Source organism: uncultured Desulfovibrio sp., assembly GCF_910584445.1.
In the GTDB taxonomy this organism is placed as follows: domain Bacteria; phylum Desulfobacterota; class Desulfovibrionia; order Desulfovibrionales; family Desulfovibrionaceae; genus Desulfovibrio.
Map to the genome: position 1 here is coordinate 18,146 of NZ_CAJUBO010000017.1, position 13,176 is coordinate 31,321.

The 13,176-nt window shown below is 70.1% G+C and carries 12 protein-coding genes; 5 read left to right on the plus strand and 7 right to left on the minus strand.

The window, feature by feature from the left end; translation table 11 throughout:
• The first annotated feature begins 114 nt into the window (after nucleotides 1–114).
• From QZ294_RS08545 to cobI, 4 genes are read left to right on the plus strand one after another with little or no spacing between them, the layout of a single operon-like run.
• On the plus strand, nucleotides 115–1,167 hold the full coding sequence (locus QZ294_RS08545; RefSeq protein WP_297048986.1) for an iron ABC transporter permease: 1,053 nt from the start codon (nucleotides 115–117) through the stop codon (nucleotides 1,165–1,167).
• Entirely contained in the window at nucleotides 1,167–2,081 is a 915-nt protein-coding gene (locus QZ294_RS08550) for an ABC transporter ATP-binding protein (protein WP_297048991.1), read from the plus strand. Before QZ294_RS08545 ends, QZ294_RS08550 begins: the two co-directional genes overlap by 1 nt.
• Entirely contained in the window at nucleotides 2,035–2,907 is an 873-nt protein-coding gene (locus QZ294_RS08555) for an ABC transporter substrate-binding protein (protein ID WP_366140565.1), read from the plus strand. Before QZ294_RS08550 ends, QZ294_RS08555 begins: the two co-directional genes overlap by 47 nt.
• Nucleotides 2,904–3,617 carry a precorrin-2 C(20)-methyltransferase gene (cobI, locus tag QZ294_RS08560; RefSeq protein ID WP_297048993.1) on the plus strand — a complete coding sequence of 238 codons (714 nt, stop codon included), beginning with the start codon at nucleotides 2,904–2,906 and terminating at the stop codon, nucleotides 3,615–3,617. The genes QZ294_RS08555 and cobI overlap by 4 nt, the downstream gene beginning before the upstream one ends.
• A 21-nt stretch (nucleotides 3,618–3,638) precedes the next feature.
• Here cobI and hypE read toward each other — a convergent pair whose 3' ends face one another.
• The 7 genes from hypE to QZ294_RS08595 form a co-directional block, all read right to left on the minus strand.
• On the minus strand, nucleotides 3,639–4,646 hold the full coding sequence (hypE, locus tag QZ294_RS08565) for a hydrogenase expression/formation protein HypE (protein ID WP_297048995.1): 1,008 nt from the start codon (nucleotides 4,644–4,646) through the stop codon (nucleotides 3,639–3,641).
• Between the two features lie 44 nt (nucleotides 4,647–4,690).
• Nucleotides 4,691–5,809: a hydrogenase formation protein HypD gene (hypD, locus tag QZ294_RS08570; RefSeq protein WP_297048997.1), complete on the minus strand. Its 1,119-nt coding sequence runs from the start codon at nucleotides 5,807–5,809 to the stop codon at nucleotides 4,691–4,693.
• A 2-nt stretch (nucleotides 5,810–5,811) separates the two neighbouring features.
• Nucleotides 5,812–6,867 (minus strand): N-acetyl-gamma-glutamyl-phosphate reductase, encoded by a 1,056-nt coding sequence (gene argC / locus QZ294_RS08575; protein WP_297048999.1) that lies wholly within the window; start codon nucleotides 6,865–6,867, stop codon nucleotides 5,812–5,814.
• 37 nt (nucleotides 6,868–6,904) lie between these two features.
• Nucleotides 6,905–7,237, minus strand: coding sequence for a DUF1844 domain-containing protein (locus tag QZ294_RS08580; RefSeq protein WP_297049001.1), 333 nt, complete (start codon nucleotides 7,235–7,237; stop codon nucleotides 6,905–6,907).
• Nucleotides 7,238–7,357: 120 nt separating this feature from the next.
• The gene (locus QZ294_RS08585) at nucleotides 7,358–8,548 is read right to left on the minus strand and encodes an alanine--glyoxylate aminotransferase family protein (RefSeq protein WP_297049003.1); all 1,191 of its coding nucleotides are present in this window, start codon (nucleotides 8,546–8,548) and stop codon (nucleotides 7,358–7,360) included.
• A gap of 32 nt (nucleotides 8,549–8,580) precedes the next feature.
• The gene (locus tag QZ294_RS08590; RefSeq protein ID WP_297049006.1) at nucleotides 8,581–9,765 is read right to left on the minus strand and encodes a class I SAM-dependent rRNA methyltransferase; all 1,185 of its coding nucleotides are present in this window, start codon (nucleotides 9,763–9,765) and stop codon (nucleotides 8,581–8,583) included.
• Nucleotides 9,766–9,768: 3 nt separating this feature from the next.
• Nucleotides 9,769–11,439 carry a hypothetical protein gene (locus QZ294_RS08595; RefSeq protein WP_297049007.1) on the minus strand — a complete coding sequence of 557 codons (1,671 nt, stop codon included), beginning with the start codon at nucleotides 11,437–11,439 and terminating at the stop codon, nucleotides 9,769–9,771.
• Between the two features lie 229 nt (nucleotides 11,440–11,668).
• Between QZ294_RS08595 and mgtE the strand changes: the two genes are divergently transcribed.
• Complete coding sequence (gene mgtE / locus QZ294_RS08600; protein WP_297049010.1) at nucleotides 11,669–13,114, plus strand: magnesium transporter; 1,446 nt, start codon at nucleotides 11,669–11,671, stop codon at nucleotides 13,112–13,114.
• The last annotated feature ends 62 nt before the right edge of the window (nucleotides 13,115–13,176 follow it).

The window sequence follows — 13,176 nt, forward strand, 5'->3', positions numbered from 1 at the left end:
GGAGGAAATACGGGCCTCTTCCCGCCGCGCCACAGGGTGCGGATGCGGAAGGGGCCTTTTTTTCCGGGGTCGCGGCGTCCGGCGCCGCTGGCCCGCATCTTCCGGCTGGTGTGCATGGATCCCTCTCTCCTTCCACGTTCCCGTTCCGGCATGGCCGGGCGCGCGCGTCTGGTTCTTGTGGCGCTGGCGCTGGTCTGGTGCTGTTCCCTGCCGCTTGCCTGTCTGCCCGGGCCGTATCCGCTGGAACCGGCCGAGGTCATGGGCGCGCTCCGCGCATTTTTCAGCGGGGAAGGGGCGGGGGATGTCCCCGTGCTGGTGGTGGGCGGCATCCGGCTGGCGCGGGTCTGCCTCGCCCTGCTCTGCGGCGGCGCGCTGGGGGTTGCCGGCGTGGCCCTGCAGGGGGTCCTGCGTAATCCGCTGGCGGACCCCTTCACCCTGGGCATTTCCGCCGGAGCTGCCTGCGGCGCCAGCCTTGCCATCGCCCTGGGGGGCGCCCTCGCCGTGGCGCTTGGCCTTTCACATACCGCCCTTGTGGCCGGCTCTGCCATGGCGGGTGCGCTCCTTGCCCTGGCGCTGGCGCTCTGGCTCGGACGCGGCCGGGGCGCCTTCAGCCGGGAGACCGTCATCCTCGCGGGCATCGCCGTGGCGGCGTTTCTGGGCGCCCTGGTGGCGCTCGTCAAGGCGCTCAACGAAGAATCCGTCACCAGCATCGTTTTCTGGATACTTGGCTCGTTCCAGGGCCGGGGCTGGGAGAGCCTGCCGCTTCTGCTGGCCGCCCTGGCGCCGGGGCTTGTCTGCGTGGGCCTGGGCTGGCGGCGGCTGGATGTGCTGGCCCTGGGTGGGGAGGAAGCCGCCCACCTCGGCCTTGCCGTGGGGCGGGCGCGCTTCTGGCTGCTGGCCGGGTCCAGCTGCATGACGGCCGGCTGCGTGGCCGTGGCCGGAGTCATTGGTTTTGTGGGCCTGGTGGTGCCGCATATCCTGCGGCTCTCCATGGGCGCGGCGCACGGGCCGTTGCTGGCGGGCGCGTTTCTGGGCGGCGGCACGCTCCTGCTCTGGGCCGATGTGGCGGCGCGCTGCGTCCTTGACGGCGGCAGGGAGCTGCCGGTGGGCGTGGTCACCGCGCTTCTGGGCGGCCCGTTTTTCGCCCTTCTGGTGCGGCGGCGTTGATGAGCGTGACCTCCCCGGCTTTTCCGCCGCTGGTCCTGGACGGCGTGGACGCGGCCTATGGCGGCGCGGCGGCGCTTCGGAGGGTGAGCCTCGCGGTGGCGCCGGGCGAGAACGTCATCCTGCTCGGTCCCAACGGCAGCGGCAAGACGACGCTCCTGTGCTGCGCGGCCGGGACGCGGGCGCCTGTCGCCGGGCGCGTGCTCCTGGGGGGCGTCCTCGCGGCGCGCCTTTCCGCGCGGGAGCGCGCGCGGCGGCGGGCCGTCCTGCCGCAGCAGCCGGAACGGCCGCACGGCCTTTCCGCGCGGCAACTGGTCCTACTGGGGCGTTTCCCCTGGCTCCCGTGGCTGGGCTTCTACCGCCGTCAGGATCATGCGGCGGCGGCGCGCGCCCTTGCCGCCGTGGATGCGGAGAGTCTTGCCGACCGCCGGGTGGAGACGCTCTCCGGCGGGGAATGGCAGCGGGTGCTCCTGGCACGGGCGCTTGCCCAGATGGATGGCGCGGCGGCGCCGCTCTTCCTTCTGGACGAGCTGGCCGCCAGTCTTGACCCGGCACGGGCCGAGGAACTGTTTGCCCTGCTGGAGCGGCGCAGGCGCGCGGGCGCCGCACTGCTTCAGGCCGCGCATGACTGCAATCTGGCCGCGCGGCACGCCACGCGTCTGGTGGGGGTCAGGGCCGGGCGTATCCTGTTCGACGGACCGGTACGGGCCGTCTTTACCGAGGAGAATCTCAGTGCGCTTTACGATCTGCCCCTTCGCGTGTTCCGTCACCCGGACGGCGACATTCCCCAGGCGCTCCCGGCTCTGGTCCAGGGAGCGGCGCCTCCGCTGGCTGGCGGCCGTCCTGCTTCTCCTGTTCCCGGGCCTTGCCCTGCAGGCGGAGGAGACGCGGGCGGCGCCTGTCGAAGTCACGGATGACACGGGGCATACCCTGCGCCTGGAACGGCCCGCGCGGCGCATCATCCCGCTGTACGGGGCGTTTGGCGAAATGCTGCTTGCCCTTGGCTGCGGGGACAGGATCGTCGCCCGCACCGATGCCGATGCCCAGATCCCGCAACTGGCGCCGCTGCCGGCCGTGGGCACGCACATGCGGCCCAATGCCGAGCTGGTGGCCGCCCGGCGGCCGGACCTTGTTCTCCAGATGAGCGGACGCGGGGAAGCCGTGCTGCAAACGGAGGCGCTGCGCCGTCTGGGCGTGCCGGTGCTGTGTTTTGAGGTCACTTCCTTCGCGCAGCTCTTTGGGGTGATGGAGCGGCTGGGGCGGCTCTGCGGCCGGGAGACGCAGGCCGGCGCCCTTGTGGCGGACTGGCGCGGGCGCCTTGACGCCCTGCGCGCCGCCAGCGCGGGAACGCGCCCGTGGCGCATCTTTTACGAAGCGCGCTATCCCAACCTGCTGGCGGCCGGGCGCGGCGGTATCGTGGCGGACATCATGACCGCGGCCGGCGGCGAGAATGTGGTCCGCGAAGGGCGCAGGCTTGCGCGCATCAATGAGGAAGCCCTCATCCTGGCGGACCCGGATGTCTATCTCGTCCAGCGCGGACCCATGAATCCGGCGCCGCAGCCCCTGGCGGAGCGGCCGCACTACCGGGGCTTGCGCGCCGTGCGCGAGGGCCGGACACTGGTGGTGGACGAGGCGCTGTTCGCGCGGCCGGGTCCGCGCTCCATCGAGGCGGCGGAGCTGCTCGCGGCATGGCTGAAGGGATTGCCGCGGCCGGCGAGCGGCGGCAAGGGGGAAGGAAAATGAACGGCACGCTCTATGCCGTGGGCGTGGGACCCGGCGCCCCGGATCTGCTCACCCTGCGGGCGGCCCGCGTCCTCGGCGGCGTGGACGTCATCCTTGCGGCGGCCTCGCCGCGCAACGACTATTCGGCGGCGCTGGAGACGGCGCGCCCCCACCTGCGGGCGGACGCGCGCATCCTGCGGCTGGAATTTCCCATGACGCGGGAGGAGGCGCCCCTGCGCGCGGCCTGGCGCGCCGCGGCCGAGTCCACCCTGGAAGTGCTGGGCGCCGGGGAGGATGCGGCCTTTCTCACCATCGGCGACCCGCTCGTGTACAGCACCTTCGGCTATCTGCTCCGCACCGTGCGGGCCATGGCCCCGGACGCGCGCGTGGAGGTCGTTCCCGGCATCACGTCCTTTCAGGCGGCGGCCGCCGCCACGCAGACCATCCTCTGCGAAGGGGAGGAAAGCCTGCACATCCTGCCGGGCATCAGGAGCGGCGAAAACCTGGCCGCGGAGCTTGCCCGGGCGGACACGGCGGTCATCCTCAAGGCGTACCGCAATTTTCCGGCCATTGCCCGCGCGCTCGAAGCGCAGGGCCGCGCGGCGGACGCCCTGCTGGCGAGCCATGTGGAACGCCCAAATGCGCAACTGCGCCGGGGCGTGAGGGAAGGCGATGCCCGGCCGCCCTATATGTCGCTCGTCCTGAGCCGCCGCGTCCGGCGCGTGTCGTAAGCGGGTCCGGGCTTCGCCGTTTCAGCAGATGCGCGGCAGTTGCGCGCCCTCCAGCATGGAGAGCAGGCGCTTGCCGCCGATGCGGGTCCGCAGGGCCACCTGCCCGGCGGGACCGTCCGTGACGGTGCCGATGCGCGCGGCCTCGCGTCCGAACGGCGAGGCGCGCATGGCCGCCAGTGCCGCTTCGGCCCGCGCTTCGGGCAGGATGCAGATGCATTTGCCCTCATTGGCGAGATAGAGGGGGTCCAGCCCCAGAAAGGAGCAGCCGCCGCGCACCGATTCGTGGACGGGAAGGCTTGCCTCGTCGATCTCGATGCCCACGCCGGACTGTTCCGCAATCTCGTTGAGCGTGGTGGCGAGGCCGCCGCGCGTGGGGTCGCGGAAGGTGTGCACCTCGCCGCAGGCGCTGATGACCGCCGCCACCATGTCGGCCAGAGGGGCGGAATCCGAGCGCACATCCGTGAGGAAGGAAAGCTCCTCGCGGCTCGCCATGATGGTGAGGCCGTGGTCCCCCAGGCTGCCGCTCACCAGCACCGCGTCGCCGGGGCGCGCCGCATGCCCGGAAGGCGCGGGATCGGCATAGATCTCGCCCACGCCGGAGGTATTGACGAAGATCTTGTCGCAGGCGCCGCGCGGCACCACCTTGGTGTCGCCCGTGACGATGGCGACGCCGGCGGCGCGGGCCGCCTCGCCCATGTCCCGGGCCACACGCTCAAGGGTCTCCAGGGGCAGTCCTTCCTCCAGGATGAACGCGCAGGAGAGCCAGTGCGGCCGCGCGCCGAGCATTGCCACATCGTTGACCGTGCCGTGGACGGCCAGGGTGCCGATGCTGCCGCCCGGAAAAAAGAGCGGAGAAACGGTATAGGAATCCGTGCTCATGGCAAGCGGAGCCGCCGCCGGGCGCAGCTCGGCGGCATCGTCCAGCCGTTCCAGGAGCGGATTGGCGAAATGGCGCAGAAAGCACTGGCTCACAAGGCGTTGCGAAGCGCGCCCACCGCTGCCCGCATCCAGAAGGAGACATTCGTCCATGGGGAGTCCTTGTTTTTACAGAAGCGGCAGGGGACGCCGCGCCCTCACGAGGCCGCGTACCTGAAATAGGCCGCGCAGCTGCCCTCGGTGGAGACCATGCACGGACCCACGGGCGTGGCGGGGGTGCAGGCCTTGCCGAAGAGCGGGCACTGCGGCGGCGTGATGCGCCCCCGGAGCACGGCGCCGCAACGGCAGCCGGGCAGGGGCGGGGTTTCGGCGAGTTCGATGCCGAAGCGCGCCATGGCGTCAAATTCCGCAAATGCCGGCCGCAGGGCGAGGCCGCTCTGCGGGATGCGGCCCAGGCCGCGCCAGAGCGCGTCGCCGGGCGCGAAGACTTCGTCCATGAGGGCGCGGGCGCGGGCATTGCCCGCATCATCCACGGCGCGGGGATAGGCGTTGACCACATCGGGGCTGGCGTTGCGGCGCATCTCCGCCATGCGGCAGAGCGCCAGCAGGATGTCCGCCGGGGCGAAACCGCCCACGGCGGCGGGAAGCCCGTGCTCCGCGGCGAGAAAGCGAAAGGGCGCCAGCCCGAGCACTGTGGCGACATGGCCGGGCAGGAGAAAGGCTTCCACCTTGCAGTGCGGGTCGTCCGCAAGGGCGCGGAGCGCCGGGGGAACGAGCTTGTGCAGGGACAGGACACAGAAGTTTCGCAGGCCCTGCGCCCGCGCGGCCAGAACGGAGGCCGCCACCGTGGGGGCCGTCGTTTCAAAGCCCACGCCGGCAAAGGCCACTGTGGCGTCAGGATGCCGGGCCGCGAGCCGCACCGCGTCCAGCGGGGAATAGACGATCTCCACGCGCGCCCCGGCCGCCTGCGCGTGCTTGAGCGATCTGCCGCCCGGGCCGGGCACGCGCAAAAGGTCCCCGAAGGTGGCGAAAATGACGTCGTCGCGTCCGGCAAGGTCGAGCATGGCCGCCACTTCCGCGTCGTGCGTCACGCAGACCGGACACCCCGGCCCGGAAAGATGGGTGACGACCGACGGCAACAGCGAGCGCAGGCCGCTCTGGAAGATGGACACGGTATGCGTGCCGCAGACTTCCATGAAGCGCAGGCCCTGTCCGGCAAGCGCGGCTTCGAGACGGCGCAGGAGTCCGGCGCAGAGTTCCGGGTCCTGTACCGCGGCCTCCAGCCGCCCCCCTGCATCCGCGCGCGTCCCGTCCATGGCTACGCGAGGGGGGCCAGGCGTTCCATGCCCGTGTCCACGGGCAGGCCGCACATGAGGTTGGCATTGGCAAGCGCCTGGCCGGCGGCGCCCCGGCACAGATTGTCGATGGCGGAGAGAATGACGAGGCGTCCCGTCCGCGTGTCCACCACCAGCCCCATATCGCAGAACATGCTGCCGCGCACGAAGCGCGTTTCCGGAACCGCGCCCGCCGGAAGCACGCGGACCCAGGGGCTGCGTTCCCACGTCCGGCAAAAGGCGTCGCGCGCCTCTTCAAGGGTGAGCTGGGGATTTTTCAGGGTCGTGTAGATGGTGGAAAGGATGCCCCGGTTCATGGGCACCAGATGCGGCGTGAACTGGAGGCGCACGTCCCCGTCGGCCACAAGGGAAAGCTCCTGCTCCATCTCCGGCGTATGTCGGTGGCGCGGCAGGCCATAGGCGCGGAAATTGTCCGCCACCTCGCAGAAGAGCGTGGGCACGGCGGCCTTGCGCCCTGCGCCGCTGGCGCCGGATTTGGCGTCCACGATGATGCCGCTGTTTTCCACAAGGCCGTTTTTGAGCGCGGCATAGAGGCCGAGGATGACCGACGTGGGGTAGCAGCCGGGGTTTGCCACCAGTTGCGCGCGGGCGATGTCCGCCGCGTACAGCTCCGGCAGGCCGTAAACGGCGCGGGGCAGCACCTGGCGGCAGGCGTGGGGCGCGCCGTACCATTCTTCGTAGACCTGGGCGTCGCGCAGGCGGAAATCGGCGGAAAAATCCACCACCTTGACGCCGGACTCCAGCAGGGGCGGCGTCAGCCGCATGGCCGTGCCCGCCGGAACCGCCAGAAAGACAAGATCGCAGGCGGCCGCGGCCTCTTTGGCGTCAAAAACGCTGATGACCACATCCGCCCCGGGCAGGTGGCGCAGGAAGGGATAGAAGTCGCCCAGGCGCTTTCCGGCTTCGGCGCGGGAGCAGGCAAGGACAAGGCGCATGGCGGGGTGCGCGCTCAAAAGGCGCGCCAGTTCCATGCCCGCATAGCCGCTGATGCCCACAAGCCCGACATTGATGGTTTTCATGGCAGTATCCCGTTGATGAGATGGCGCGGCGGCCGCGTCAGCAGGTCGCGGCTGCGGCGTTTGCGGCGCCGGCCGCGTCGCAGTGGATGACATACTTGAGGCGCAGCTCGCAGAGGATGTTCTCCAGCAGGCCGCGCTCCTGCCCGTCAAGACCGCCTTCGGTCTTCTGGCGCAGCATTTCCAGCACGTCGATGTTGTGCCGCGCGAGCAGCAGATCGCGCGACACCCGGCCCGTCGCCGGGTCGGGCACTTCGCCGAGTCCGACCAGGGCGGAAGAGGCCAGGGAAATGATGAAGGTGGAAAACGTCACCTCGGGCAGGGGCGCTCCGGTGGCGCCGGCGGCATTCCGGGAAGCGTTGTGATCGGTCATGAAAACCTCGCAGGCCGACAGTTCTCCGCTGTCGCGGTTTCCGCGCGCGGCTCCCCATACATAAGGCCTCTGCGCCGCGAGGCAAGGGGGTGCCCCGACGGGAAGGACGCAATGCCGTCCTCAGCTGCGGATCTCCGCCCTGGGCGGCACGATGCCGGGGCCTGTCTCAAGCGCGGCCCGGTAGGCGGCCATGGCCGTTTCCAGATAATCCCGCGCGGCGGAATAGCCGCCCGTGGTCATGAGGCCCCGGTCAAGCGCGTACAGGCCCGCCAGCGCGTCGGCCCAGTCCACCCAGCCCATGTGCCCGATGCGGACGATGCGCCCCTTGAGCTGATCCTGGCCCCCGGCCATGCACACCCCGTATTCCTTCTGGGCCACGCGCAGCACGTCGCCGCCCTTCACCCCCTCGGGCAGGCGCACGCTGGTGAGTCCCCAGGCGAAATGCTCCCTGGCGAAGAGTTCAAGCCCCATGGCCCGGGCGCCCGCGCGCACGAGCATGGTCAGTGCCCATTGCTTGGCATAGACCGCTTCCAGGCCGTTTTCGAGCAGCATGTCCAGGCTTGCGTCCAGGCCGACGATGAGATTGACCGGCGTTGTGAACAGCGTCTGCCCCTTGAGCACGTTGTCGCGCTCCCCGGGCAGGTCGAAATAGAAGCAGCCGGGCCGCGTGGCCCCGGCCCGTTCCCAGGCGCGGGGCGAAAGCGCCAGCAGGGCGAGGCCCGGCGGCAGCATGAGTCCTTTTTGCGAACCCGTGAGCAGGCAGTCGATGTTCCATGCATCCATGGGGCAGGGGGAGATGCCCACCGCCGAAATGCCGTCGGCCACCAGCAGGGTTTCGCGGCCGGCCATGCGTTCCGCCACCTCCCGCACGGGGTGCCGCACACCCGTGGAGGTCTCGCACACCTGGAGGAGCACGCCGCGGATGGCCGGGTCCGCCTCCAGGGCGGCGGCCACGTCTTCCGGGCGCACCGCCTCGCCCCACGGCACCTGAAGGCTCGTCACCAAAAGCCCGCGCGAAGCGGCGATGGCGCGCCAGCGCTCGCCGAACTTGCCGCCTTCGACCACGAGGACCCTGTCGCCGGGGCTGAAGAGCGAATACACGGCGGCGGTCATGGCGCCGGTGCCGGAGCAGGAAAGCGGCAGCACCGGGCCTTCGGTGCCGAAAAGGCGGCGCAGTTTTTCCTGCACCCGGTCCATGATGGCGGTGAACTCTCCCTTGCGGTGATGGATCATGTCCCTGGCAAGCGCGAGGCGCACGCGTTCGGGCAGCGGGGTGGGACCGGGAGTGAGCAGGCGGGTCTTGTTGAACATGCGGGATCTCCGGGAACTGGCCGCGCCGGTTTTCAGTCGAACCGGGCGATGCGGCATTTGAGGTAGGCCGTTTCGGGCATGGCGGCATGGACGGGATGATCCGGCCCCTGTCCGCCCGCATGCAGTATCCGCGCCGGGCGGCCGAGCCGGGCGGCGGCGCGGGCGATGCAGCGGCCGAGTTCGTCCGCCTCGAGATGATGCGAACAGGACGAGGTGGCGAGGATGCCGCCGGGCGCGAGCAGGCTGGCGGCCAGAAGGTTGATCTTGCGGTAGGCGGCGAGGCCCTGGGCCGCGTCTTTCCTGCGCTTGATGAAGGCCGGGGGATCAAGGCTGACGAGGGAGAAACGCCTGCCGGAGGCGGCCAGTTCGCTAAGGCGCTGGAAGGCGTCGCCCTGGATGGCCGTCATGGCGCCGGAAAGGCCCGGGGCATTGGCTTCCAGATTGCGGCGGCAGAGGTCGAGCGCCGGCTCCGAGGCGTCGAGAAAGGTCACGGAGGCGGCGCCGTGCGCCGCGGCGGTGACGCCGAAGCCGCCGGCATAGGAAAAAATGTCGAGCACATCCGCGCCCGCGGCGTAGCGGGCGAACTCGCGCCGGTTGGCGCGCTGGTCATAGAACCAGCCCGTCTTTTGTCCGCGCGCGGCGGGCACCGTGAACCGGCAGCCGTTTTCCGGCACTTCCAGAAATTCCGGCACAGGTCCCAGGGTCTCGTCTTCCCGCCCCAGCCCCTCCAGCCCCCGGGCCGGGATATCGTTGTCGAACCGGAGGGAGACGGGCCGGAGCAGTTCCTCAAGGCAGCGGACAAGGAGCGGCTTGCGGGCTTCCATGGCCGCCGTGCCGATCTGGAGCGTGAGGTGGTCGCCGTAGCGGTCGATGATCAGGCCGGGGAGAAGATCGCCCTCGCCATGGCAGAGCCGGTACCACGGCCCGGAAAAGCGGCGCTGGCGCATGTCCAGGGCCTGGGCCAGGCGTTCGCGGAGCAGGGCTTCGTCCAGCGGCGTCCCGGGGGTGCGGCTGTGCAGGCGGCCGCAGATAAGCGAGCCGGGATTGACGCAGAGGCTGCCCAGCGGCTTGCCGCGCGCGTCCAGCAGAGTGGCCTCCTCGCCGGGGGCAAAGTCCGCGAGCGGGCTTTTGCGCGTGTCCACCTCATTGGAAAAGACCCAGAGGTGGCCCGCGCGGATGCGCCGGTCTTCATCCTTTTTCAGGACGAGCGTACGCATGGGTCAGCGTTCTCCCCGCCGGGAGGCGCCCAGTGCCTGGATGTGGCGGATGCTTTCCTCAAGCGTGCGCCGGCCCGGTTCGGCCGTGGCGCTGAAGAGTGCGCCGGCATCGCCGTCGCCCGCCTTCAGGAGCGCCTCCAGCAGGGTGAAGGGGGCGCGGCCCCGGAGGACGAGGGTGCCCGGGCGTTCGACAAAGGTCTCCAGGGCGGCGCGCAGGGTCGCGTTTTCCGGAGTGTCGGCCGAGCAAAAGCGCGCAAGCCCCACCTTGATGACCATCATGGCCGCGTCGGCCGACGGCATGAACCCGTTGGCAAGGTAGGCGAACAGCCCCGCGTCGGTGTAGCGGAGCGAGAGGTCGCTGTAGGTGCCGCGCAGGATGTCTTCAGGCGAAGCGTGGCCGCCTGACGCGAGCGTGACGCCATAGTCCAGCGTGCCGAGTCCGCGGAGCGTGAGGCTCCCCGTGTGCTGTTCCGGTGGCGGCGCGGTGGCGTTGCGGGGACCGGTGCCGCGCACGGCCGCCGTGGCGTCGAGCACAAGGAGGGACAGGCCGGGGAAGCGAAGCCCGGTGGCGTCCTCCAGCGGAAACACGGGCATGGAGAGGCCTTCGATGACGAGCGTCTGATCGAGCGGGGCGTTGGAACGCCAGACGCTGCTGCACCGCTTCAGGCGGAGGGCGTGCCGTTCCTCAAGGGAACCGGCCTGGTCCACGGAGAGGGCCAGATCCGTGACGACAAGCTCGCCCACCAGCGGTTCTGGCCCGGAAACGAGCGCCTCCAGCGCCGTCCGGAGCCGCCCCGCTGACGGCGACGCGACGCCAGGCTCCCGAAGGAAGGCGCGCAAGCGCTCCTTTTCCGGCAGGACAACGGCGAGGTATTCCAGCGAAGCCAGGGCGAATCTCTGCCCGTCGGGAAGCGTGGCGCGGATATCCCTGAAGCGTTCTTCCGCCACGCGGCGCCCTTCCTTGCCCAGCAGGCAGGACTCCGCGCAGGAGGCGGAAAGCCGCGTTTTCCCGTCGGCCATCTTCATGTCCATGGTCATGTCGCCAAGGCGCAGGCGCTCCACGGCGATGCCATAGATGACGTCAAGGGCGTCGGGAGCCTTGCCGGAGGCGTCGGGCGCGCCGGCCGCGCCGGCCGCAAGGGCGCGGAGCAGGCTCGTGTCCGCGCGCAGGCCCTCTGCCTCGCCCGCGCGGAGCGTGCCTGTCAGAACGAGGTCGGGCGTGGTCACGGTTTCGGTCAGGTCGCGGATGCGGGCGCTGTCGGCCACAGGCAGAAGGGTCGGCTCCGCATCGGCGCCCGGCAGCAGGAAGCGGCCCAGAGGGGTGGTCAGGAGCACGGCGCGAAGGGTGAGCCTGAGCGAAAGCTCTTCAGTCCGGGTGAAGAAGGTGACGGACGGCGGGGAGGAGGGCGCCGCCGATGCCGTATCGCGCACTTCCCCGCGGCATTCGATGCCGCCCAGAACGAGCGTGCGGGAGAGCGGTGAAAACCGCACTTCCCGTACGCGTGGCGGCGCGACCGTCACGCCCGGCTCGTGCGGCAGGACGGCGGGAAGCTCCGCGATCTGCCGGCGCACCGCGTCCTCCACAAGGGAGGGCACGACGGCGCACACAAGGGCCGCGCAGGCCGCCAGGAGCAGGAGCGCGGCAACGGCGGCGCGGCGATATGCTGTTTTCATGTCGTTCCTTTTTTGTTGCCGGCGGTCTTGCCATCGCACCGGGGGTGCCCCGCATGGGGGGCGGCGCCGGGGCTTGTCCCGTACCGGGGGGCATGCTATAGCCATCAATTGCCGCCATGGTGGCGGTGGGGACGGACTTCATGCTCCGGTCGCATCCGCAGGCACCGGGTCTTCATAAAATGCCCCGCCCCGTGCGTCAAGAACGCCGCCGGCCGGTAAAGGAGCCGAAATGACCGATTCTGGCGCCGAGAGGCATGGCGTCCTGCCGGACGCTCCGAAGGCTCCGGGCGCGGAGGGGGCTTCCGGCGCCGCCGCTGCGCCGGGTGGCGCCGTGCCCCGGGAAAACGGCGAACGGGCCGAACCCCACGGACTCAGCCTGCCCGAAGTCTGCCGGGAGGCCGGGGAAGAGGCGGAATTCATCCACCCCGCCGACCTTGCCGACCATCTGGAAAATCTCAGCCTGGAAAAACGGGTCTGCGCGCTCAGGCACATGCCCAAGGAGGACGCCGCCGAGGCCCTTGCCGAGCTGGAAGGCAACGTGGCCGTGGATGTCCTCGAGAACCTCGATGCGGACGTGGCGGCCCAGATCATCGCGGAAATGGCGCCGGACGACGCGGCCGACGTGCTGGACGAACTGGACGAGGGGCACCGCGACGTCCTGCTCGAAAAGCTCGCCAGGGAAGATTCCGAAGAACTCCGCAACCTGCTGAATTTTGACCCGGACTCCGCCGCCGGCGTCATGAACACGGAGCTTATCCTGCTGGAGCAGGACCTGACCGTGGACGAGGCCATCGCCCATATCCGGCGTGAGATGGCGGACAAGGAAAGCCCCTATTACGGCTATGTGGTGGACGGCCGCGATGTGCTGGTGGGCGTCCTTTCCCTGCGCGACCTCATGCTCGCCCGGCCGGGAACCATAGTGGGGGATGCCGTGGCCGGGCAGAACGTGGTCAGCGTCACCTACGACACGGACAAGGGCGAGGTCGCCAACCTGCTTTCGCACTACAACTATCTTGCCATGCCCGTGGTGGACTACGAGGGGCACATCATGGGCGTGGTCACCTACGACGACATCATGGACATCATCCATGACGAGGCGAGCGCGGACATGCTCGGCATGGTCGGCGCGGACCCGGAGGAAAGCGTGGACACCCCCTGGCTGGAGAGCGTTCGCAAGCGCCTGCCCTGGCTGGTGGTCAACATGCTCAATTCCGCCTTTTCGGCCTCGGTGGTCTATATGTTCGAGGGCACCATCGCCCAGATGGCCGTGCTCGCCGTGCTCATGCCCATGGTCGCCAACCAGGCGGGCAATACGGGCCAGCAGGCCCTGGCTGTCATGATCCGCCAGCTCGCCACGGACAGGTTCGATCATCGCAAGGCATGGAAGGCCGTCCTGCGCGAAGGCAAGATCGGCCTCGCCACCGGCCTGTTCATGGCCGGGTCCTCCTTTCTCGGGGCATGGTGGTTCACGGGGAACCGCCTGGTGGGGTGCGTCATGGGCGGCGCCATCCTCTGCGACATGATCCTCGGGGCCGTGGCGGGCGGGTCCATCCCCCTGATTTTCCGCGCCCTGGGGCGCGATCCGGCCCAGGCGTCGAGCATTTTCCTCACCACGCTCACCGACGGCGCGGGCTTTTTCATCTTTCTCGGCCTCGCCTCGCTGTTCCTGTTCTGAACGACGCCGCTCTGGACGCCGGCGACGGCCGGGGCTATCGTGGAAAGGCGGCGCGCGCACAC